The 23150-nt window shown below is 59.3% G+C and carries 19 protein-coding genes and 4 pseudogenes; 12 read left to right on the top strand and 11 right to left on the bottom strand.

The genetic code is table 11. The annotated features are described in order from the left end of the window. Positions 1 to 72: 72 nt before the first annotated feature. Positions 73 to 657, bottom strand: coding sequence for a BPSL1445 family SYLF domain-containing lipoprotein (locus ACZY0R_RS41065; RefSeq protein ID WP_488867261.1), 585 nt, complete (start codon positions 655 to 657; stop codon positions 73 to 75). Positions 658 to 935: 278 nt separating this feature from the next. Between ACZY0R_RS41065 and ACZY0R_RS41060 the strand changes: the two are divergent. Further along, a pseudogene (locus ACZY0R_RS41060) lies at positions 936 to 1181 on the top strand (IS5/IS1182 family transposase); the annotation flags it as partial. Between the two features lie 122 nt (positions 1182 to 1303). Here ACZY0R_RS41060 and ACZY0R_RS41055 read toward each other — a convergent pair. The 7 genes from ACZY0R_RS41055 to oxc form a co-directional block, all read right to left on the bottom strand. Then, positions 1304 to 2005: a YoaK family protein gene (locus tag ACZY0R_RS41055; RefSeq protein WP_488867259.1), complete on the bottom strand. Its 702-nt coding sequence runs from the start codon at positions 2003 to 2005 to the stop codon at positions 1304 to 1306. Positions 2006 to 2078: 73 nt separating this feature from the next. Then, positions 2079 to 2537: a hypothetical protein gene (locus ACZY0R_RS41050; protein ID WP_488867257.1), complete on the bottom strand. Its 459-nt coding sequence runs from the start codon at positions 2535 to 2537 to the stop codon at positions 2079 to 2081. Between the two features lie 70 nt (positions 2538 to 2607). Further along, the gene (yfdE, locus tag ACZY0R_RS41045) at positions 2608 to 3792 is read right to left on the bottom strand and encodes a CoA:oxalate CoA-transferase (RefSeq protein WP_488867255.1); all 1185 of its coding nucleotides are present in this window, start codon (positions 3790 to 3792) and stop codon (positions 2608 to 2610) included. A gap of 16 nt (positions 3793 to 3808) precedes the next feature. Continuing rightward, positions 3809 to 5077, bottom strand: coding sequence for an oxalate/formate MFS antiporter (oxlT, locus tag ACZY0R_RS41040; protein ID WP_488867253.1), 1269 nt, complete (start codon positions 5075 to 5077; stop codon positions 3809 to 3811). 43 nt (positions 5078 to 5120) lie between these two features. Further along, on the bottom strand, positions 5121 to 5552 hold the full coding sequence (locus ACZY0R_RS41035) for a PAS domain-containing protein (protein ID WP_488867251.1): 432 nt from the start codon (positions 5550 to 5552) through the stop codon (positions 5121 to 5123). Positions 5553 to 5683: 131 nt separating this feature from the next. Further along, a complete protein-coding gene (gene frc / locus ACZY0R_RS41030) occupies positions 5684 to 6934 on the bottom strand; it encodes a formyl-CoA transferase (RefSeq protein WP_488867249.1) in 1251 nt (416 codons plus the stop codon). 32 nt (positions 6935 to 6966) lie between these two features. Further along, positions 6967 to 8748 carry an oxalyl-CoA decarboxylase gene (gene oxc, locus ACZY0R_RS41025; RefSeq protein WP_488867247.1) on the bottom strand — a complete coding sequence of 594 codons (1782 nt, stop codon included), beginning with the start codon at positions 8746 to 8748 and terminating at the stop codon, positions 6967 to 6969. 544 nt (positions 8749 to 9292) lie between these two features. Between oxc and pflB the strand changes: the two genes are divergently transcribed. From pflB to ACZY0R_RS41005, 4 genes are read left to right on the top strand one after another with little or no spacing between them, the layout of a single operon-like run. Continuing rightward, the gene (gene pflB, locus ACZY0R_RS41020; RefSeq protein WP_488867245.1) at positions 9293 to 11557 is read left to right on the top strand and encodes a formate C-acetyltransferase; all 2265 of its coding nucleotides are present in this window, start codon (positions 9293 to 9295) and stop codon (positions 11555 to 11557) included. Then, a complete protein-coding gene (pflA, locus tag ACZY0R_RS41015; RefSeq protein ID WP_488867243.1) occupies positions 11557 to 12405 on the top strand; it encodes a pyruvate formate-lyase-activating protein in 849 nt (282 codons plus the stop codon). Before pflB ends, pflA begins: the two co-directional genes overlap by 1 nt. A 60-nt stretch (positions 12406 to 12465) precedes the next feature. Continuing rightward, on the top strand, positions 12466 to 12810 hold the full coding sequence (locus ACZY0R_RS41010) for a hypothetical protein (RefSeq protein ID WP_488867241.1): 345 nt from the start codon (positions 12466 to 12468) through the stop codon (positions 12808 to 12810). Then, positions 12807 to 13061, top strand: coding sequence for an RNA recognition motif domain-containing protein (locus ACZY0R_RS41005; RefSeq protein WP_488867239.1), 255 nt, complete (start codon positions 12807 to 12809; stop codon positions 13059 to 13061). The genes ACZY0R_RS41010 and ACZY0R_RS41005 overlap by 4 nt, the downstream gene beginning before the upstream one ends. A 137-nt stretch (positions 13062 to 13198) precedes the next feature. Here the strand turns inward: ACZY0R_RS41005 and ACZY0R_RS41000 are convergent. Further along, a pseudogene (locus tag ACZY0R_RS41000) lies at positions 13199 to 13375 on the bottom strand (ferredoxin--NADP(+) reductase); the annotation flags it as partial. Positions 13376 to 13521: 146 nt separating this feature from the next. On the opposite strand from ACZY0R_RS41000, the gene ACZY0R_RS40995 reads away from it, so the two are divergent. Together ACZY0R_RS40995 and fabI are read left to right on the top strand one after the other, a co-directional pair. Further along, positions 13522 to 15723, top strand: a complete 2202-nt coding sequence (locus ACZY0R_RS40995) for a DUF3141 domain-containing protein (protein ID WP_488867237.1) — start codon at positions 13522 to 13524, stop codon at positions 15721 to 15723. A 67-nt stretch (positions 15724 to 15790) separates the two neighbouring features. Further along, on the top strand, positions 15791 to 16570 hold the full coding sequence (fabI, locus tag ACZY0R_RS40990) for an enoyl-ACP reductase FabI (protein WP_488867235.1): 780 nt from the start codon (positions 15791 to 15793) through the stop codon (positions 16568 to 16570). Positions 16571 to 17024: 454 nt separating this feature from the next. On the opposite strand, the pseudogene ACZY0R_RS40985 reads toward fabI, so the two are convergent. Further along, a pseudogene (locus tag ACZY0R_RS40985) lies at positions 17025 to 17117 on the bottom strand (IS6 family transposase); the annotation flags it as partial. A 397-nt stretch (positions 17118 to 17514) separates the two neighbouring features. Between ACZY0R_RS40985 and ACZY0R_RS40980 the strand changes: the two are divergent. The 5 genes and pseudogenes from ACZY0R_RS40980 (at position 17515) to ACZY0R_RS40960 (ending at position 21956) form a co-directional block, all read left to right on the top strand. Continuing rightward, entirely contained in the window at positions 17515 to 18165 is a 651-nt protein-coding gene (locus tag ACZY0R_RS40980; protein WP_488867233.1) for a response regulator, read from the top strand. A gap of 82 nt (positions 18166 to 18247) precedes the next feature. After that, positions 18248 to 19345, top strand: a pseudogene (locus tag ACZY0R_RS40975) (sensor histidine kinase); the annotation flags it as partial. Positions 19346 to 19361: 16 nt separating this feature from the next. Then, positions 19362 to 19814 (top strand): response regulator, encoded by a 453-nt coding sequence (locus ACZY0R_RS40970; protein ID WP_488867348.1) that lies wholly within the window; start codon positions 19362 to 19364, stop codon positions 19812 to 19814. Next, complete coding sequence (locus tag ACZY0R_RS40965) at positions 19811 to 21283, top strand: sensor histidine kinase (protein ID WP_488867231.1); 1473 nt, start codon at positions 19811 to 19813, stop codon at positions 21281 to 21283. The genes ACZY0R_RS40970 and ACZY0R_RS40965 overlap by 4 nt, the downstream gene beginning before the upstream one ends. A gap of 283 nt (positions 21284 to 21566) precedes the next feature. Beyond that, the gene (locus tag ACZY0R_RS40960) at positions 21567 to 21956 is read left to right on the top strand and encodes a DUF3331 domain-containing protein (protein WP_488867229.1); all 390 of its coding nucleotides are present in this window, start codon (positions 21567 to 21569) and stop codon (positions 21954 to 21956) included. 248 nt (positions 21957 to 22204) lie between these two features. Here ACZY0R_RS40960 and ACZY0R_RS40955 read toward each other — a convergent pair whose 3' ends face one another. Further along, positions 22205 to 23140, bottom strand: a complete 936-nt coding sequence (locus ACZY0R_RS40955; protein WP_488867227.1) for an electron transfer flavoprotein subunit alpha/FixB family protein — start codon at positions 23138 to 23140, stop codon at positions 22205 to 22207. Positions 23141 to 23150 lie beyond the last annotated feature (10 nt).

The raw sequence follows: 23150 nt of genomic DNA, 5'->3' as shown, positions 1-23150 counted from the left end.
CGGAGCCAGGATAGTCTGGCAAAGACGCCGGCAGGCCCGGCGGACAAGCCGCCGTGCTGCCGGACCCTCATGTCAGATATCGAGCTTGCTGATCTTGGAGCCGTTCAGCGAGACGTCGAACATCAGGCCAGAATTGGTCTGAACGAAGGCGATCACCGGCTGCTGGCTGGTCAGGGTATCGAGCCGGCCATCGGCGCCGACATTGGCCAGTGCCACATTGGCGTCTGCCCCGACGGTCCAGCCACTGTTGGACACAAACTTGCTGTAGGCTTCCGGCGTCATGATCATGATGATGATGGCCTTGGACTGGCCGCCGATGGTAGCACCCACCGAAGCCTGCGTCATCTTGTAGTAGCCGCCGTTAGCGCCGCGGTAGCGCAGCGCGCCCTCGCCATACTCTCCACCGATCCCGAGACCGGCCGAGATCACCCGGGGGAACACCAGAATGCCCTGCGCGCGCCGTGCTAGCTCGCGCGAACCGTTTGTCGATGCGAACAACCGATCAAGCGCGCCATCGACACCCGCATCGATTTCCTGTTCTCTTGCGGCCTTATCAGTCTTGCTACCGGTGCCTGTCGTCGAGCAGCCCGCAGCGAACACGGTTGCGACAAGCAGTCCTGATCCGGCAATCCGGGTAACAAAATGGCGTCGATCCATAGTACCTCCTGGAAAGTGTGGTGACATGGGTCCCAACGGGTCCACTACTAACTCGGGAATCGGCTGAGCGCCCGTGAAAAAAGGCATGAACCGGTTCACCGTTTATGGACGGCACTTACGCGCCGAAAACGGCGTGCCGATAGGCCAGAGCTTTGGACGCTTATCGAGCCGCGATTGGCTTCAGTCCTACCTTTTGATGATAGTTAACGGAGGGAACGACGGCTATTACATAAATCTGTAGTCAGCTTTGTGTGTCGATCGGGTGCGATTTCTCTCCATACGACTTTGCGCGCTGTCGCTGACATCTGCGCAAGCGTGGAATCGAACCACGCATTTTCCATCGCGGCGTAGAGAGTCATGACCGGCTCGGAAAGCATCTCTGGGTTGTCGAACGTACTCATGCTTGGCTCGCTGCCTTCGGCAAGCTTCGTACTCGCTTCGAATGTTGCATCGATATCCATCTGGCTTTGCTTACCCTGGCCTGCGCCGTCACCTGTTCCAGGTTCGTGGAGCGGTCTTGTTAGCCGCCCTTAGTGCACCGACTGCCAGAATCAACGGACCTCAACTCAAGGCGTCGGAACAACCCCGCCGTTCAGCGCTGCGGATACCGACTCATGAAGGAGGACATCCAGTAGTGACATCGATATCAACCCGCCTCGTCCTCAACCGGACACGGTTCCGCACGCGGGATTGCTCGGGCATGCCGAAGAATATCGACCAACGCTGTGAGCAGGAGTGCTGTTGGCAGCCAGAGCGCCGCGTCATGCAAGCGGTGAGTAGTCAGTCCGCCTCCCAGCGCGCCGACCGCAAAACTGAGACTGATGGCGCCAAGACCCGCGGCATCGCGCAAACCTGCTGCCTTGCACTGCGGTATCGTCGATTCAAAAAACAGTTGGATGCAACGCCGCAGATTGCCGGTGGTCATCACTGACGAGTATGTCTGTTTTCCCGAATGCGTAAAGAACATCGATTGCTGCGTCGCTACGAATGCAATGCCTGATACCAGCCAGAATTCCGGCAGCCCTATCAAGGCCGCGAGGACCAGAAACGCGACTTCGAACACCAGGGAAATGACCGCAGGGTTCCGCGCGTGGCGCCTGGCAACCAATTGCAGAAGGTGTGCGGCGAGTATGCCGCACACGAAGCCAAGAAGGGGCCAGGTATGCCTCGACGCCTGTGAAATATCGCCGCCGCCCAGATTGACGGCTAACAGCACGATGTTGCCGGTCATCGAATTAGCGAATACCTTGCCGTGGCCGATATAGGTAAATGCATCGAGAAAACCGCCTGTCAACGTAAGCAAGATCGCCACGTTAGGATGCACTTGCGCCGATTCAAAATCATTCATCGCATTAGATGATGGAGTTTGGCTCCGACACAGATGTCGCCGAAGTCCCTGAAGCTGTTGCACTGCACACAAGTCACTCGGACCATTTACCTGGCGCGCATCCCCACCTCCCAACGCACGGGTACCAGTCGATCAACTGCACTGCGGCTTCGAAATCGGCAGCTTCGCGCTTGCTCAGCAGCCGCCATTCCATCGGCTCGACGCCCGGTGGAGGTGCCGACTCTCGCGCAACGATGCAGGTGGCACTCACCACGCCCCGCGCGGCATCGGGCCGCTCGAACCGCTGCGCCCATATCCGCTGTCGAAGCTCTCGCGCCTTCTGGCCTTGCCGCGCAGCCTGCGTGAAACTGATCTCACCTAGCGGCTCGCCCGCCGTGACCCGATGCCACAACCGCTCTCCATCGGGCAGCGCGCGATTGTGTTGCGAGCGAATCAGCCAGTCTGCGGCGCGCTCCAGATCGCGCGCCCTCACCCTCAGTGCCAGGATATCGGCCTCCCGGTCAGCGACATACACCAACCGCGTTGCCGGCATCGCTAACGCCAGCTCAGCAAGGCGCTCATCGCCTTCTATACAGCGCGTACTCTCCTTGAGGCCGGCGCACTCATCGCACGGTCTCCGTCCGCAGCGTGGACTGCACGTCGAACTCGCGGCGTAGCGCGGGCCCGTGTTCGTCGAGCGCCGGCGCCCCCGCGCGAACCTTCGGGTCGGGATAACCGCTGATCTTCACCGGATTGCCAGGCATCCGCACTCCTCCCGCCTCGATGAACATGTTGCGCGCTTCGGTCTGCGGTAGCTGCGCCGCCTCGGCAACGTTCAGCAGCGGCGCCACCGGTACGCCGGCCGCGTGGATCACCTGAAGCCAATGTGCCGCGGTTTCGCGTTTGAAAACCGACTCGATTTCCGCCTTCAATTCGGCCTCGTGCGCGACGCGACTGGTGACGGTCACGAAGCGTGGGTCGGCGGCAAGCTCCGTCCGGCCGATCGCCCTGCACAGCAGCTCGAACAAGTGGTCGTTTCCGCAGCAGATGACGAACGGCTTGTCCGCCGCGGCGAAAACGTCGAACGGAGCCAAGTACGGGTGCCGATTGCCAATCCGCGCCGGCGCTTCGCCCGTCGCAACGTACGACATGAAGCCATGCTCGAGGAAGGCCAGCGTCGCGTCGAACATCGCAACGTCGACGTGCGCACCCTTGCCAGTTCGCTCGCGCGCGTAAAGTGCACTCGCAATGCCGCAGAACATGAAGACGCCGCCGCACAGATCTGAGAGCGATGTGCCGACCCGCGTCGGCGGGCCACCGGGAAAGCCCGTTTCGTCCATGATGCCGCTCATCGCCTGAACAATGGTGTCATATGCCGGAAACGTCGACAACGGCCCGGTCTGTCCGAAGCCCGACGACGACGCGTAGACGAGTCGCGGATTGATTTCGGCCAGCGCCTCGTACGAAAAACCGAGCCGCGCCATCGTGCCAGGACGGAAATTCTCGGTGAGCACATCGGCCTTGCGGACCATGTTCAGGAAGATCTCACGGTCTGCGTCGTCTTTCAGGTTGAGCACGATGCTTTCCTTGCCGCGGTTCACGAAGCTGAAATAGAGCGACTGATCGCCGACGTACGGGCCGTAGGTGCGCGTGTCGTCGCCGTGCCCCGGCGGCTCCACCTTGATCACGCGCGCACCCAGGTCGCACAGGATCGTCGTGCCGAACGGACCGTTCAACACATGCGTGAGGTCAATCACCAACAGGCCGGCAAAGGGGCCAGCGGCGTTCTTTTGATGAATGGATGACATGAATTGGCTACCTTTATCAACGGATTGCATCGACTGGTTCAACTGGAGATACTTTGTCGTCCTTCTTTACTGGCTTTCCCATTCTAGGGATGACAAATGTTGCTATAGCGAATGCGATGAAAGATGTAGCACCTGTAATCATAAACGCCGTATTCCAGCCGAACTTGGTAGCAATCGCTGCGCCAAGACCGCCACCGAAGATAGATGAAATCGCTTTAGCTCCGAAGAAGAAGCCATAGTTTTCAGTCGAGAAAGCCGTACCAAAAACCTCGCTATTTATCGGTGGGAACAGAGCGTAGGAACCACCCCAAGTAAAGAATGTCAATGCCAGTACGACGATAAAGGCTGGTGTCGAAATTGCTGCGACTGTTGGGAACGAGAACAGGATGATGCAATTGACGCCAAATACGATAGACATCGTCTTGTAGCGACCAATTTTATCCGAAACAGCGCCCCAGAATGGACGGCTGGCGCCGTTGAATAGATTCTGGATCGAAACTGCAATCGCCAGAGTGCCAGCAGCGATACCGAGGCTCTTACCGAAGGGGGCACTATTAGCAACCAGCAGCATGCCACCGAAGTTTACCGAGAAGAATGCCAACCACAGGACCCAGAATTGCGGTGTCTTCAGCATTTGAGCCGAAGTGAAGTCTCTTTCGGTGACAACTGGAGGAGCGTGTTTGACACCCTTTTGTTCGCCTGGGAACTTAATGATCAGTGCGATTGCGATAATCATCAGACCTTCGATCAAGCCTGTGTATGCAAATGCAGAACCAACGCCGCGTGTCTTCAACATGCCGCTAATCAGTGGCAGGAAAGGCACAACACCCAAACCGTAGCCAGCAGCTGTAAATCCAGATGCCATACCGCGCTTCTCCGGGAACCATCGGTTAGCTGTGTTTATCGCGGTACCATAGACGACACCAACGCCGGCACCAGCCAATGCGTACAGTGCGTACAGGGCTGGGGCAGTTTCAGCTTGCCCCATGAATGTCCAACCAACCGAAATCATGATACCGCTGACAATCAGTGCGCCCTTAGGACCGAATTTATCGACGACGAAGCCGCCACTTGGTTGAGAAATTGCTTGAATAACTTGCGACAGCGTAAACGCGATTTGAACGGCAGTAAGCGAAATCCCCAATTTTCCTTGCAGCGGGGCTGCATACAGCGTCCAGGAATACTGGACACCAGAGATCATACACATCAGCAAAACAGCTAATATTAGGTAAAACCAACGATTTTCTAGCAAACCGGCTGATTGACCTTTCTGCGCGTAATCCATTTCATCCTCTCGAAAAATTTGATTGGTTGGCAAAATAGCGACATCAAGCCCCGACCCGAGCTTCCAGTTCGGCGAGCCGCTTGCACAAGTTGAGCTCGTCCTGAAAGCGGCTCGTTTCGTCCCGAATGACGGCGACGATTCCACTCAATTGCCCCGGCGCCGAGTAAAGCAGCGCAACGGTGAATGCGATCGACAATGCACGCCCGTCCTTGTGCACGGCGGACACTTTCAGCACATCGTTGCCGTAGCGCGTGTGACAGGTCTGCATCGTCTTCTCATAGCCTTCCCAATGACGCGCCTGCAAGCGCTGCGGAATAATGAGGTCGAGCAACCTGCCGATCGCTTCGCTCTCGGTGAAACCGAATATCCGCTCCGCTGCCGAATTCCAGAGCGTGATCTTTCCTTCGGTGTCCGAGACAATGATTGCATCGCCCAAGGCCGCAACCAGTTGTTCGAGATCGATCGTCGTTTGCATGGCGCTGTCTCACTTCATTGCTTGCCCTGCAGGGGCGGTGTTGAAAGAATCCGCCGCGACGCGCATCGAAGGCCGGGCTCGAAGACACCGCCTCTTTGTGCGCCGGCGACGTACCGGCATGCGTATCGCAGTCAAACGGCTTTGGCCTCATGCATCTTGGCGATTTGTTGCACCGTGTAGCCTAGCTGCGCAAGCACCTCGTCCGTATGCTCACCAAGAAGCGGCGATGCCGTAATCTCGGGCTTCATGTCCGAGAACTTGATCGGGCTGCCGACCGTCAGGTACTTGCCGCGCACCGGGTGGTTCACCTCGACGATCGAACCCGTCTTGCGCATCGACTCGTCGTAGGCGAGCTCCTTCATGTTGAGCACCGGAGCGCAGGGAATGTCGAACTTGCGCAGAATATCGACGGCCTCGTACTTCGTCTTGCCGGCGAGCCACTCCTCGATCTTCTCAAAGATGTCGAAGATATGGGGCTGACGTGCCTCGGGCGTGTTGTAGTCCGGGTCGTTGATCCATTCGGGACGCCCGATCGCGCGACAGATCGGCTCCCACGCTTGGCCCTGAATCGTGAAGTAGATATAGGCGTTCGGATCGGTTTCCCATCCCTTGCACTTGAGCACCCAGCCCGGCTGCCCGCCGCCGCCCGCGTTGCCGCCGCGTGGCACGACATCGGTGAATGTGCCGTGCGGATACTGCGGATACTCCTCGAGGTAGCCGACGCGCTCGAGACGCTGCTGGTCGCGCAGCTTGACGCGGCACAGGTTCAGCACTGCGTCCTGCATCGAGACGGCCACCTTCTGGCCTTTGCCCGTCTTGTCGCGGCCGATCAGCGCCGTCAGGATGCCGATGGTCAGGTGCATGCCGGTGTTGCTGTCGCCAAGCGCCGCGGCGCTGACGGTCGGCGGACCGTCCCAGAAGCCCGTCGTCGAGGCCGCGCCACCCGCGCACTGGGCAACGTTCTCGTAGACCTTCAGGTCCGAGTAGTGATGGCCTTCGGAGAAGCCCTTCACCGACGCCACGATCATCTTCGGATTGAGCTCGTTGATGCGCTCCCACGAGAAACCCATCCGGTCGAGAGCGCCGGGGCCGAAGTTCTCGACGAGCACGTCCGATTCGCCGATCAGCCGCTCGAGGACTTCCTTGCCTTCTGGCTTTTTCGTGTCGAGCGTGAGTGAACGCTTGTTGCTGTTGAGCATCGTGAAGTACAGCGCGTCCGCGTCGGGGATATCGCGCAGTTGGTTGCGCGTCACGTCCCCCGAGCCGGGACGCTCGACCTTTATCACGTCGGCGCCGAACCAGGCGAGCAGCTGCGTGCAGGCCGGCCCGGCCTGAACGTGCGTGAAGTCGATGATCTTGATTCCTTTGAGTGGAAGGTTCATTTTCGTTCTCCTAGTAATATTGATGTCAGGCGTCAGTTCTGTTTCGCCGAGTGCGGATTGAGGTTCGTCAAGCGACCGCTTTCCGTGCCGGCCGATTCGTCGATGACAGCGTTGATGAGGGCGGGCTTACCGAGCTTGAGCGCTTCGTTTACCGCGTTTTCGAGCTCAGGCGTCGTTGTGGCGTGGTAGCCGATGCCACCGAACGCTTCGATCAGCTTGTCGTAGCGCGCATTCTTGACGAACACGGTCGGGGCGACATCCTTGGTTCCAGACGGATTCACATCCGTACCGTGATACACGCCGTTATTGTTGAAGACGACAATGCAAATCGGCAGGTCATAACGGCAGATCGTCTCGATCTCCATGCCGGAAAATCCGAATGCGCTGTCGCCGCAGATCGCGATCACCGGCTTGCCGGTTACGATTGCCGCGCCGACGGCGTAACCCATCCCGACGCCCATGACGCCCCACGTGCCGACGTCGAGGCGCTTGCGCGGCTCGTACATGTCGATAACCGCACGTGCAAAATCAAGCGTGTTTGCACCTTCGTTCACCAGCGAGATGCCCGGGTTCGCCTTGATGACATCCTTCAGCACGCGCAGCGCGCTGTGGAAGCTCATTGGCGTAGGATCCTTCGCGAGCGTCTCTGCCATCTTCGCCAGGTTCTTGTCCTTGCGCTCGCCCACGGTGCCCAGCCATTCGGCGCTGAGCTTCGGGAAGCTCGAGCCGATCTCGCCGAGCATCGCCGAGACGCACGAACCGATATCACCGATGACAGGCGCGGCAATAGCGACATTGCTGTCGATTTCCGTCGGTGCGATGTCGATCTGGATGAACTGCTTAGGCTTGCCCCAGGTCTTGCCCTTGCCGTGCGCGAGCAGCCAGTTCAGGCGTGCGCCTACGAGCATCACGACGTCGGCCTCCGCCAGCACGAACGAACGCGCGGCCGACGCTGATTGCGGATGGGTATCGGGCAAGAGGCCCTTGGCCATCGACATCGGCAGATAGGGAATGCCCGTCTTTTCGACGAGCTCACGAATCTGGGCGTCGGCTTGCGCGTAAGCCGCACCCTTGCCGAGCAGGATCAGCGGACGCTTTGCGCTTTTCAACAGGTCGACCGCCCGCTTGATGGAGTCGGGCGCGGGCAGCTGACGCGGCGCCGGATCGACCACCTTGATCAGCGACTCGCGGCCCGTTTCGGCGTCGATCGCCTGGGCCAGCAGCTTCGCTGGCAGGTCGAGGTAGACGCCGCCCGGACGGCCCGATACGGCAGCGCGAATGGCCCGCGCGACGCCGACGCCGATGTCTTCAGCGTGCAGCACGCGGAAGGCGGCCTTTGCGTGCGGCCTGGCGATGGCGAGCTGATCCATCTCTTCGTAATCGCCCTGCTGCAAGTCGACGATCTCGCGCTCGCTCGAGCCGCTGATCAGGATCATCGGAAAGCAGTTCGTCGTCGCGTTGGCCAACGCCGTCAGGCCGTTCAGGAAGCCAGGGGCAGAAACGGTCAAGCAAATGCCAGCCTTCTTGGTGATGAAGCCGGAAATCGCGGCTGCGTTGCCTGCGTTCTGCTCATGACGAAAACTGATGACGCGCATGCCTTCGGCCTGCGCGAGACGCGCCAAATCGGTAACCGGAATCCCGGGCAAGCCGTAGATGTTCTCGATGCCGTTCAGCTTCAGTGCGCCGATGACGAGATGAAAGCCGTCGGTCATCTCTGTCTTCTGTTGCAGTGTGTCCTCTGCAGCGGAGCGCTGCAGGTTACTTCCGGCTACCGCCTTGCGGGTTGCGCGTTGATCTTTGTCGAAATCTAGCATGACACATTCCTTAATTAATGCCTGGTTGGATATTCATTGCCTTTCGTGCACCGCGCTTTGTAGCGAGGCAGTCCTGCGATTGGCTGCAGTGCGAGATTTGATAGAGCGTAATCCCCGGTAGGATCACAGGACCTGGCCGGAAACTGAACGATGGTCGCAGGCGCGGCGGCACCGTTGATCCCAGTATTGATGCACCAGTCAATTGCGGCAATCAACGCTCTCTTGGATTCTTGTAAGGTTTGGCTTACCCAACGCCCGTTCTCGGGGATTCACCGAGGCATCTAAACCCCGTCTCAATGGATAGCTATTCAATTCCATCTCGAAATACCTTTCCGGATCGACTGATGCCCGAGGCTGTCAGGAAAATCTGACAGAAAGTCGGCACGGAGTCGATTCCGCTACCTGGTCAGCAAGTATTGAATTCAGGGCGAACTCTCGACGTTCATACAAAGCGTGCACCGAGAGATGGAAGCCACCTTCGCCGGGAACAACCGACCGGCGAATGGCCAATGGTCAACGGTCAACGTAGCGCAGGAAGACAACAATGAGCACACTCGCGGCCTGTACCCAAGCGGAGCACACCGTAGACCCGTGGCGTGAATTCGCTCGCGGCCCCTGGATGAAGGGAATCGACGTCAGAAATTTCATCATTGCCAACGTCACGCCTTATGAAGGCGACGGCACCTTCCTGTCCGGTCCAACCGAGCGAACTACAGCCGTGTGGGCCGCCTTGCAGCCGTACTTTCGCGAAGAAGCCCGCAAGGGCGTGCTCGATGTCGATCCCGCAACGCCGTCGACAATGACCTCGCACGCGCCCGGGTATATCGACAGGCCCAACGAAGTGATCGTCGGCCTTCAGACAGACAAGCCATTCAAGCGAGCCATCATGCCGTGGGGTGGTCTTCGAATGGTCGAGAGCGGCCTGCACGCGATCGGGATGAAGGTTGACCCGCAAGTCGCCGAGATCTTCACGCAATATCGCAAGACCCATAACGACGGCGTGTTCGATGTGTATACGCCGGAGATTCTTGCATGCCGCAAGTCGCACATCATCACGGGCTTGCCCGATGCCTACGGGCGTGGCCGAATCATCGGCGACTATCGACGGGTGCCGCTGTATGGCGTAGCGCGCCTGCTCGAAGATAAGGCCGCCGAGCGCGCGCAGATCGACGGCATGTGGCCGACGGACGACGTCATCCGCCTGCGGGAAGAACTGGCGGAGCAGACCCGCGCGTTGCACGACTTCGTGAAGATGGGACAGGCCTACGGCTTCGATCTCACGCGGCCGGCGCAGACCGCGGCAGAGGCGGTGCAATGGACCTACTTCGCCTATCTCGGCGCAGTCAAGGAGGCCAATGGCGCTGCAATGTCTATTGGCCGACTTTCGACCTTCCTCGATATCTACGTTGGACGCGACCTCGCGGACGGGACGCTGAACGAAGCGGGCGCGCAAGAGTTGATCGACCAGCTCGTACAGAAGCTGCGCATCGTCCGCTTCCTCCGCACGCCGGAGTACGACAGCCTGTTTTCGGGAGACCCTTATTGGGCCACCGAATCGATTGGCGGCATGGACCTGAATGGTCGCACGCTGGTCACCCGAACCAGCTTCCGCATGCTGCAAACGCTGCGCAACCTGGGGCCGGCCCCCGATCCCAACCTGACCGTGCTGTGGTCGAAACACCTGCCTCAGCCGTTCAAGCGCTTCTGCGTGGCGATCTCGCGCGATACCTCCGCCTTGCAATACGAAATCGACGACCTGATGCGCCCCTTCCACGGCGACGACTATGGGATTGCCTGCTGCGTTTCGGCGATGCGCATCGGTAAGCAAATGCAGCTCTTCGGCGCGCGGGCGAACCTCGCCAAGTGCCTGCTCTACGCCATCAATGGCGGCCGCGACGAAATCAGCGGCGAGCAGGTTGGACCCTTCGCGCGGGCCGTCACAGGCGACGTGCTGGCCTACGACGACGTGATGGCAAAGTTCGATGCAATGATGGAATGGCTCGCGCGCACCTATGTGCACGCGATGAACTGCATCCACTACATGCACGACAAGTACTTCTACGAGCGCCTGGAGATGGCACTGCATGACCGGGACATTCTGCGCACCATGGGCTTCGGAATCGCCGGGCTCTCGGTGGTAGCAGACAGTCTATCCGCAATCAGGTACGCAAAGGTCATCCCGATCCGCAGCGCCAACGGGATCGTGGAGGACTATCAGATCGACGGGACTTTCCCGACGTTTGGCAATAACGATGAGCGGGTCGACTCGATTGCAGCCGACCTGGTCGAGCGCTTCATGACGAAGTTGCGCAAGCACGCGTGCTATCGCGGGGCAGTGCACACGCAGTCGGTGCTGACCATTACGTCGAATGTGGTGTACGGCAAGGCCACCGGCAACACGCCGGACGGACGGCGTGCCGGCGAGCCGTTCGCGCCGGGCGCGAACCCGATGCACGGCCGCGACCATATCGGCTGGCTCGCATCGTGCCTGTCGGTCGCGAAGATTCCCTACGTGCATGCGCTAGACGGCATCTGCTACACGGTGTCCGTCGTGCCGACCGTCACGCGTCTTGCCGAAGAGGAAGGGCTCGATCGCGCGATCCAGGTGTTCGATACGTATTTCGGCCAGGGCGGCTATCACATGAACCTGAACGTCGTGAACAAGGAAACGCTGCTTGACGCGATGGACCATCCGGACCAGTACCCTCAGCTGACGATTCGCGTCTCTGGCTATGCGGTGAAGTTCATTCGGTTGACGCGGGAGCAGCAGCTCGACGTCATCAACCGCACTTTCCATGGGGCCGTGTGATGCCACGTCATGATCTGCCGCCGGATACAGGCAGCCTCGCCGTGTCGGTCAGCCGCCACGAACTGGGCGCCATCCGCTCGCCTGAGGCGCCGGAGACGGAAGGGTTCACGGACGAGTTCGGCAAGTTCGGCTATGTTCATTCCCTCGAAACCGGCTCCGTGGTCGACGGGCCGGGGGTTCGTGCGACGCTGTTCCTCGCCGGATGCATGCTGCGGTGTCAGTATTGCCATAACCCGGATACGTGGCACCTGAAGCGCGGCACGCGGGTAACTGCGGACGCGGCCATCGCGCGGCTTGGCGACTTCGCGCCGGCGCTGCACGCGATGAACGGCGGGCTGACGCTATCCGGCGGCGAGCCGCTCGTGCAGATTGGCTTTTCGAGGCGGATCTTTGCTGCCGCAAAACAGTTTGGCCTGCATACCGCGTTGGACACGTCGGGATTTCTTGGTGTGCGGGCGGACGACGCCTATTTGAACCATGTCGACCTCGTGCTGCTCGATATCAAATCGGGCGATCCGGCTCTCTACCGCCGTCTCACAGGCGTGGATCTCGCGCCAACGTTGCGCTTCGTCGAGCGGCTAGCGGCGCTCGGCAAACCGGTCTGGGTTCGCTATGTACTGGTGCCCGGCCTGACCGACGAGCCTGCCCATGTCCGCGCCCTCGCCCGGTTGGTGGCACCAATGCGCAATGTGGAATGGGTCGAAGTACTGCCTTTCCACCAGATGGGCGCCTTCAAATGGCGGGCCCTGGGGCTGGACTACCCTCTCGAAGAAACCCACCCTTGTACTGCCGAGCTTGCCGCCCAGGTCATTGCCCAGTTCCGCGACGAAGGCTGCCGCGCGAGATAGCCACGCGTTCGATCACGTGCCGTCATGCGGCGAATCGAGCCTCTTATTGAGGAAAGAGCCATGTCAGTGACCAACACCGGAGACGCACTCCGCACCTTGCCGAATCCTGCGACGCAGGCAATCCATTTGCCTTTCTTAATGGCGCGGCTAGCCTCGCACGTCTTCTACTTCATCCAATATGCGCTGCGTTCGGCGCCGGGCGTGATGGTCCCGGAGATGAGCGCGACGTTCGGGCTGTCCACGCTTGGCGTCACGATGATCAAGGAAGTCAATCCGGAGAACGTGAAGGGCAGCGCCGCCGGCGCCATGAATTTCCTCGTGTTCACGCTCAGCGCGTTGCTCGCACCCGCCTTCGGCCTCGCTCGCGCAGCACACGCTCGAACGGCTAGAGGGGTAAAGGCATGAAGCTGTGGATAGGCAATCTGCCGCCGAACAAGAGCGACGAAGACATCCGGGCGTTTGTGCGGAAATATACGCGGATCGAACTCGACGCGATGACCCGCATTGACGGCGATGGGTCACGCCCCGGCGTACTGATTGAAATCGGCGGAGCCAATCAGTTGTTGCTATTAGGCATGCAACGGCGCTTGCACCAGATGTCTTGGGATCAGCATTTGCTCACCGTGCACATCATGTTCTTCTCGAACCAAGGCTAGGCGCCGGACGAAACGGGGCCTTCATGCAACGTTGCCGCGAAGGCCGGCTAGCCGTCCCTTGGTGGGTTCGAATTGAACGGCATTTCCAAAGGAAAAGACGATGTTGTCTTGAGGATCCCGCTGGTGGCGACGCAGACTGTGGCGGGCAACCGCTCAATCTGCCTCATTAGATTTTCGGTCAGTTCTCGGCCGGTGCATACCGGCATCAACGGAATGTCATCGATCGGCTCTTCTGGATAGAGCTCGCTGCATTGTCCGCCGACACGGGCAAGCGAGTCGAAGCGATGCGCTCCCTTCTCCTGCAGTGGCGCCTCAACTCGATCATCTGCCGTTGGTGTAAGCCAATTCTGACGGGATATCCAGACAGGATTCATTGCAGCGACATTCTGGCGCGCCAATACTACCTGCAGCCCAGATCGAGTTTGCGTTTGAAACAACCCTATCCACCGGAGCCGTACGCATGCCCACTGTGACCGATACCGTCTCTCGCGTTGCCGAGCCGACCCATTGCATCATCGAATATGCGACTGACACATTGCAAAGGGGCGCATTATTTCTGGATCTGCTGCGCCAGCGAGGAAACATCTACCTCGATCACGCGAGTGCCGGCAAACCGCCAGTCCTTGCGTTCAAGTACGAAGTTGTCGCGGATGGTCGCGAACTGCCACAAGCGGTCAACTTTTCATTGGCCCGCATCATTCCGCCCGATGGCGTCGCCGCGCCGGACCCGATGAAACGCCCATTCGTCGTCATCGATCCGCGCGCGGGACATGGCCCAGGTATCGGGGGCTTCAAGATGGACAGCGAAATCGGCATCGCACTGCGCCAGGGGCACCCATGCTACTTCCTGTTCTTCCACCCGTACCCGGAGCCGGGCCAGACGATCGAATCCGTCGCACGAGCCGAAGCCGCGTTTCTGGAACGGGTAGCCCAATTGCATCCGGACGCCGAGGCCAAACCGTTCGTGATTGGGAATTGTCAAGGAGGATGGGCGCTCCTGATTCTGGCTGCAGCAGAGCCCGAGCGCGTCGGGCCGATTCTGCTCGCGGGATCGCCCGTCTCGTACTGGGCTGGCGTCGAAGGCAAGAACCCGATGCGTTATACAGGTGGCATGCTCGGGGGAACATGGCTCGCGTCGCTCGCCGGCGATCTCGGGAACGGCATGTTCGACGGTGCCTATCTGGTCAACAACTTCGAACAGATGAATCCGGCGAACACCTACTGGAACAAGCTCTACAACGTCTACGCGAATATCGATACCGAAGCGGAGCGCTTCCTCGAGTTCGAGCGCTGGTGGGGTGGCCATTTCCTAATGAACAAGGAAGAAATGGAATGGATCACGCAAAACCTCTTCGTCGGCAATCGTTTGTCCGCAGGCGAGGTGGTGTCGGCCGACGGCAACATTCGTATCGATTTGCGCAACATCCGTTCTCCCATCATCGTGTTCGCCTCGTGGGGCGACAACATTACGCCGCCGCAACAGGCACTGAACTGGATTCCTGACCTGTACGACAGTGTCGAGGAGATCCGAATCCACGAACAGACGATCGTCTATTGCCTGAACGAAAAGATCGGTCATTTGGGAATATTCGTCTCCGCGGGTGTCGCGAAGAAGGAGCATGCGGAATTCATCAGCGCGCTCGATCTGATCGATACTCTGCCGCCCGGTTTATATGAGGCGGTGATTGAGGATATGCGGTCGGATCTGCCGGGATTGGAGTTTGTCAAGGGGCGCTACCTGATCCGCTTCGAAGCGCGCGAGATCGACGACATACTTGCACTCGATGACGGGCGCGACGACGAGCGCGCATTTGAAGTTGTCAAGCGAATCGCCGAAATCAATCAGAGCCTCTATGAGAATTTTGTATCCCCATTTGTGAAAGCTGCATCGAATCCGTGGACGGCCGCGTGCACCAGGCTGATGAACCCTGCACGCGTCGAGCGCTGGACGCTGTCAGACCTGAATCCGGCGATGTGGGGTGTCAAGATCACGGCTGATGCAGTGCGTGCGCACCGCCAGGCGGTTTCGCCCACGAACCCACTGCTTGAAAGCGAGCATGGCATATCGGATTCGATCGCGCATGGGCTCGATACTTATCGGGAATGCCGCGACAGCGCAGTCGAGATGGTGTTCAAGGCAGTCTACGATTCACCGTGGCTCGCGGCACTGGTCGGCCTCAAGCGTGAGTCCGCGCAACAACGCCTGCACGAGGCCGATAGCTGGCTTAACGAAGAAGTCAAGCGCCTTAAGCTCCGTGAGCTTGAAGCGTCGTTCGAGCATGGCACTTTCCTTGACGGCGCGATGCGGGTACTGGTCTATTGCGGCCGCGAACTCCATGTCGTCGACGAGCGTCCGTTCAATGCGATGCGCAAGTTGCTTCACGAGTCAGGGCTCGACCGCACAATCCGTCTTGCTGACCTGAAGCAGGCAGCCAAGCGTCAGACGTTCCTCGTGCTGTGGGACGAAGAACGCGCGGTGGCGGGCCTTACGCAACTGCTCCCGACAACGTCCGAGCGCCGCCGGGCACTCGACGCCGCGCGAGCACTCGCGGCTACGCGTGGCGACATCGCGCCGGCGCAACAGGTCCGCCTCGACCGCGTTGCCGGCAGGCTCGGCCTCGCCCTGCGAGAAAAGCCCCTGAAATCGACTGTACTGCCTTGATGGCGGAGCACGCTGTGAGATGCAAACGCGAGAAATATCGCACTATCTTGAACAACTGGAGGCCTGAATGCCAGACGTAGCCAATCAGCCGCTTGCCGGCCGGAAAGCATTGATTCTTGGAATCGCAAACGAGCATTCCGTCGCCTACGGCTGCGCGCGCGCATTTCGCGAAATGGGTGCCGAACTGGCGCTCACGTACGCGAGCGAGAAGGCGAAGGCCTACGTCGAGCCGCTGAGCCGGGAGCTTGGAGCTACTCTGCTAATGCCCCTCGATGTGTCGAAGCCGGGTGAACTGGAAGCGCTTTTCGATGTCGTGCGAACAACATGGGGACGGATGGACATCGGCGTGCATTCGATCGCATTCGCGCCAAAGCAAGACCTGCAGGGCGGCCTCATTAACAGCTCCCCTGAAGGCTTTGCGAAAGCCATGGACATATCATGTCATTCGTTCATCCGCATGGCGCGACTCGCTGCGCCCCTGATGGACGAGGGCGGGTCGCTGTTCGCCATGAGTTACCTTGGCGCTACGCGTGTCGTGCCGAACTACGACTTGATGGGGCCGGTCAAGGCGGCGCTTGAAGCATCCTGCCGATACCTTGCAAGCGAACTCGGTCCGCGACGCATACGCGTTCATCCGATCTCACCGGGGCCGCTGAAGACACGGGCTGCATCCGGACTCAAGGACTTCGATTTGCTGCTCAACGAGGCGCTCGAGCGCGCGCCGATGGGTGAACTCGCCGACATCATGGATGTCGGTTACGCCTGTGCCGCTCTGGCGTCACCGTTCGCACGGCACATCTCGGGCAACACTATCTTTGTTGACGGCGGCGTCAGCATCATGGCTTGACCGCGGCGGTTCGAAAGCCGGCCCCCCGGACCCAACCTCTACTTGTGATGGATACTGGCATGAAACTTTGGATCAACAGTCTTCCCCCCGGAAATAGCAACGAAGTCCAGCGTGCGCCAGGAAATAACCTTGTTGTGCTTCAGGTGAGACGGCAGCTTTCAAGATTAGTATGGAGACAGACGTGCTAAGCGCGCATGAGCTTGCTACATTGATGCTCGTTAAGGCCGGCAATCTTGCCCATGTCCTTGACCGCGTCGAACTGGGCGTCTTGCATGAGCAGCAGCTGGTAACCGTCGAACGCGGACGGACCGGATATATAAATGCCAGTTTAACTTCGCGCGGCGACGCGATTCTTCACGCGATCTCGCAAGCTCGGAGTTGATTTGTGTCGCTTGCCTGAAAAGGCCACGTGCGGTCGAAAAAGCGCCACCGATCCAGCAAACGGCTTGCCCGGGATACACGCGCACCGGAAATTCTCGAAACCGAGCATGGGCCGAGTGCGCCGCTTGATCGCGCGGTGGTCCTGCACGATGATGTTGTTCAGGTACTACGCCGAAATGGCACCATTCGGCGGCCTCCTGACAAAGCACGCGCGCGCCCTGGCGAGCGCCGCATCGACGGCCCGCAACTTCGCGGGTAAATCGCCAACGACTCGCAAGTCCCCGCCATCACAGAATGTGACATCACTCTGCCAGTGATGAAGAGATTGCTTGAAAGCGCCTGCACCGTGTCCCGGATTGCATAAATATGTAGTATCGCAGCCGAGCACAACCTTGTAGCCTTTCCAGGATCGCGCCTCGCCCTGAGGCGAAAGGCTGATGGGATGTGCCTCTGAGGGGGAAAAGCCACCGCCCGCTGCGTCAAGCTATGCAAGGCCGACAACGGCGAACGTGAGATCGGGTTCCCTTGCACTGCCGTCTGCGACAAACGTGGAGAGAGAATGCATGATTTGCGTACTGATCGCCGATGACCACGCATTGATGCGTGAGGGCCTGCGGCATATCCTCGAGAGGGCAACCGGATTCCACGTGGTAGGCGAAGCGGCCGACGGCAACGCGGCGTTGCGCCTTGGGCGCAGCACGCCTGCGCAGGTCATGCTGGTGGACCTGTCAATGCCAGGACGCAATGGCCTTGAGGTCGTACGCCAATTGAAAAAAGAAAACGTGCCCGTGCGCGCGATCGTGTTGACCATGCACGGCGAGCACCAGTACGCGGAACGTGCGTTCAAGTGCGGCGCGCGGGGCTATCTGACCAAGGAGAGCGCAATGACGGATCTGGTCACTGCGATCACCAAAGTCGCGAGCGGCGGCGTCTACCTGAGCCCCTCCATGGCCGAGCGCATGGCCTGCAACCTGGACCGGGACGCCGAGGCGTTGCCGCACGAACAGCTATCGGATCGTGAATTCGACGTCTTCAGACGGCTTGTGAGTGGCGAGACGATCTCCGAGATCGCAAACGGGCTGAGCATCAGCTCCAAAACGGTCAGCACCTACAAAATGCGGATTCATCAAAAGATGCAGATGAACAACGACGTTGCACTCATTCGTTACGCGTTGAAAAACGGTCTGTGCAGCGCCCCAGGTGAAGATGCGTAAGCGTCGCTTTCTGCTGAAATGCAACGAAATCTTGCCGGGAGGCTGGATGGACCCACGCAAGGCATCAATTGGCCTCACCAACGAACTCTTTCGCCAGGTGGTGGAGGCGGCGCCCAACGCCATGGTAATGGTGGACAGCGCTGGCCGGATCGTTCTCGTGAACGCGCAGACGGAGAAGCTGTTTGGCTATGAGCGCGACGAACTGATCGCGAAGAGCATCGAAACGCTCGTGCCCGAGCGCTTCCGTGCTGCTCACCCAGGCTACCGCAGTGCTTTCTATGGGGACCTTAAGAGCCGTCCAATGGGAATTGGTCGCGAGCTTTACGCGCTGCGCAAGGACGGTTCCGAGTTCCCGGTCGAGATCGGACTCAATCCGGTTAGAACGCCCGAGGAAGTATTTGTGCTCAGCGCGATTGTCGATATCACGGCGCGAAAGCGTGCGGAGCAGGAACTGCTTAGAAAGACGGATGATCTGGCCCGCTCCAATCACGACCTTGAACAGTTTGCCTACGTGGCCTCTCATGACTTACAAGAGCCGCTGCGTGCAGTCGCCGGCTCCTTGCAAATGCTGCAACGCCGATATCAGGGCCAACTGGATCCACGGGCCCATGAGTTCATAGCGCATGCGGTGGATGGCGCTACCCGCATGCAGGCACTCATCGACGACCTGCTCACCTATTCCCGTGTGGGTCGATCGGTAGATACACGGCAGCCGACTGACTGCGGACAAACACTTACTCAGGCGCTAAGGAGTTTGAGCGTCGTGATCGAGGAAGCCGGCGCGCAGATTAGCCGCTCTGCGTTGCCAACGGCGCTTGCGACTCCCACGCAACTGACGCTGTTGTTTCAGAATCTGGTCGGAAACGCTATCAAGTTTCGGCACAAGGACCGTCCCGTGCAGATCGATGTAGGTGCCCAACGTCAGGGCGATTCATGGATGTTCTGGGTCAAGGACAATGGAATCGGCATCGACCCTCAGTATTTTGAGCGCATCTTTCTGGTATTCCAGCGCCTCCATACCCGCGCCGAACATCCCGGCACGGGAATCGGTCTTGCCCTATGCAAGCGAATCGTTGAACAGCACGGCGGCCGCATCTGGGTCGAGTCCGCTCCGGATAAGGGCACGACGTTCTTTTTTACTCTGTACGCGAAGGTGGATGACGGAACTCCGTCGCGATAACATCCCAACGGCCACCATGGTTACCAACGCATCCGACGAACTCCTTCATATCCTCCTCGTGGAAGACAGTCCCACTGACGTGATGATGACACGTGAAGCGCTTGAATATTTCAAGGTACTGAATCCGCTGCATGTGGTAGACGACGGCGTGGAGGCAATGGAATACCTGAGGCATGAGGGAAAACACTGCGCCGCACCCCGTCCGGGACTCATCATTCTCGATCTCAATCTACCGCGAAAGAGCGGGCGGGAAGTGCTCGAGGATGTGAAAACGGATCCGGAACTGATGAACATCCCAGTGGTCGTGCTGACCACCTCCAAATCAGAGGAGGATGTGGCGAGATCATACGGGCTCCATGCCAATTGTTACATTACGAAGCCGGTTGATTTCAACAAATTCATCGACGTCGTACGAAGCATCAATGAGTTCTGGTTTGGCATAGTGACGCTGCCGCCCAGCGAACCATGAGTACGTCGAAGGAAATCGGGATTCTCCTGCTCGAAGATAGCATCAGCGATGCGTTCTTGATTGAAATGGCGCTGGCGGATGTGGTGGAATTCGAGCATCGGCTGGTTCGGGCCGAACGTCTGTCGGACGGCCTGGCTCGCGCACAATCCATGCCTTTCGATGTCGTGCTTCTGGATCTTGGACTGCCCGATGCCCAGAAGCTGGACACAGTCAGAACATTCATTCGGCTATCGCCGGATGTTCCGGTACTGGTTCTCACGGGTCTGGACGACGCATCGGTCGGCTTACTGGCCATACAGGAAGGTGCGCAAGACTACCTTCTAAAGCGAGATATCCATCCGTCGGAGCTGGGTCGCACAATTCGTTACGCCATCGAACGTCATCACATCGCGGCGGCTCTTAGAGCGAGTGAGGAGCGATTTCAACTCGCCGTGGCCGGAGCTACCGCGGGGTTGTGGGATTGGAATCTGCAGACTGGTGCAATGTATATTTCGCCCTATTTCAAGAAAATCATGGGCTACGAGGATAGCGAACTGCCTAATGAAGCGCGAGTGCTCCGGGATGCCATTCACCCGGAAGACACCGATCGGGTATCCGCCAGCCTTATAGCGCATCTGGAGCATAAACGCGTCTACGACGAGGAGTATCGAGTTCAAACCAAGTCGCGCGATTTCCGGTGGGTTCAGTCTCGTGGGCAAGCACTGTGGAACGATTCCGATCAGCCTTATCGCATGGTGGGCTGGATCATGGATATTACAGATAGGAAACGGGCTGATGACGCACTGCGCGAATCGCGCGAAGAACTGCAGCGCCTGTCGGCGAATATTCAGCACGTACGGGAGGAGGAGAAGAATCATATCGCACGCGAACTGCACGACGATCTTGGGCAGCAGTTGGCGACGCTGAAAGTGGAAGCCGCCAAGATCGAAGACCAGCTTATGGCTGCTGAGACGCCCGCGCCGCTTGCCAACTTGCACAAAGTTTACTTACTGATCGACCAAATCATTGGTTCGGTAAGGCGGATTGCGGCAGGTCTGCGTCCCACGATGCTCGACGACCTTGGCCTGGTTCCAGCAGTCAACTGGCTAATCGATGAGTTTTCAGCGAGCCACGACTTACAGGTGGTCCGCCGAATTGACGCGGATGACATTGCCTTCAATCACGAGGGCGGCACGGCGGTGTTTCGAATCGTCCAGGAAACGCTGACAAACGTCGCGCGCCATTCGGGTGCGACCTCAGTGACGCTCGAAATCGTGCGCGACGAGACGAATTGCATAGTACGCGTCATAGACAACGGCCGTGGTAGCCCGAGTGACGCGCACCCCAACGCAAACGCCTTCGGCCTGCTGGGAATGCGTGAGCGTGCCGCGCGCCTCGGCGGCTCCATCCGGATCAAGACCGCACCCAATCAAGGCTTCGCTTTGACCGTTGCGTTGCCGCTCGCAACCATCGAAGCCAGCGAGCATTAGATACTCCATTGGAGGACGCCACACACGTAGCTGATTCCACATTTATGTAATGGCCGTCCTTCCCCCTTCCAGTATTATCAAAGCCAGGTAAGGACGGTGAAGGGAGTCCCGGCTCGATGAGCGCTAATACGCTGATCTGTCCACGCTCCGTTTCCGGCACGTAGCTCCGTCCATGCACGGCGACGCCGCCACTCAGCCGATTTCCCAGTCGGGAGTGGCCCGGTCGAACTCACCTCACGACACCTTGCCGCTGAGCTTTCTCGATGTTCGAAGGAGCACCACCATGCAGATAGTTTCCAAAGCCAATCGCGCCTGGTTCCACACCATGACCCTTCTCAGCCCTGATGGAGGGATCCACGTACCGAGAAATCAGCCTGCGCGCCCAGAGTATCGCCACGATTCCTTCCAGAGGTGCGCAGTCAAAATATTGGAACGACACGGTCAGGCTTCTGCCACCGTGGCGTGGAGCGACTCGACCACCGGCCATTATGGCGCGCAACAGTGGCAACGCGCTATCGCGCGGAACAGTGGAATCTGCGCAGTGAGCGGGCAGGTTATTGCCAAAGGTGATGCCGTGTTTCGTCCTCGCCTGAAACTTCCTGCCCCGCCGAACGCCGAGGCAATGATTCTGGCCGCCGTGATGGAAACAATCCCATCAGCGGACGTTATGTAAGCTGATTCTTTCCGCTCAATCTCAACTGCTCGACAGCACCGTCACCGGCATCCAGGAATTAGGATGCAAAAGACCCCGGTCCCACACCTGCCGCTTCCTGTTCCCAATCAAAGCCTTCTCGAAGTCGGCATCGTCCAGGCGTTGCTCGCGTCCCCCTCGTCGGCGAGCCACTCGCGGCCAATAACCTCTTCGGTGATCTTGCGTGACCAGGCACATGGCATGGCGATGCCATGTGCCGACGACTCCGGTTAACTCAGTGCTGCGACCAGTTCCGGGACGATATCGAAAAGGTCACCCACCAATCCGAAATCGGCGACGCTGAATATCGGCGCTTCAGGATCCTTGTTGATCGCGACGATCACCTTAGAATCCTTCATGCCAGCCAAATGCTGAATCGCGCCGGAGATGCCCACCGCGATATAGAGCTGCGGCGCGACGATCTTGCCGGTCTGCCCGACCTGATAATCGTTCGGCGCAAAGCCAGCTTCCACGGCCGCACGCGACGCGCCCAGCGCCGCGTTTAGCTTGTCCGCGAGGGGTTCAAGCACCTTCGTGTAGTTCTCGCCGATGGCGAGGCCGCGGCCGCCTGAAACGACGATGTTCGCGCTCGTCAGTTCAGGGCGGTCGAGCTTCGTCACTTTGCGGAGCACGAACCGCGACATGCCGCTGTCCGCGGGAGCTTCAATCTTTTCGATCGCGGCACTGCCGCCAACCGCCGCGACCGCATCGAAACCCGTCGTGCGCACCGTGATGACCTTGATCGGATCCTGACACTGCACAGTCGCTACCGTATTTCCTGCGTAAATCGGCCTTTGAAAGGTGTCCGCGCTGACCACCGCCGTGATATCGCTGATCTGAGCGACGTCGAGCTTCGCCGCCACGCGCGGCGCGACGTTCTTGCCGTACGCGGTCGCCGGCGCGAGGATATGCGAGTAGTTCCTGGCGATGATGAGTACCGTCGCTTCGACGTTTTCTGCGAGCCCCGCCTCGAGCTGCGGAGCGTCAGCGAGCATCACCTTCGCGACGCCAGCAATCTTCGCGGCCGCTTCGGCGGCGCCCTGCGCGTTATGGCCCGCCACGAGCAAGTGGATTTCTCCACCGATCTTCTGCGCGGCGGCAACAGTGCTTAGCGTCGCGCCCTTGACCGACGCGTTGTCGTGTTCGGCAATTACAAGAATCGTCATTTTCCTTACC

This window comes from Cupriavidus sp. F041 (assembly GCF_057814235.1).
This window is presented reverse-complemented; position numbering and strand designations above follow the sequence as displayed.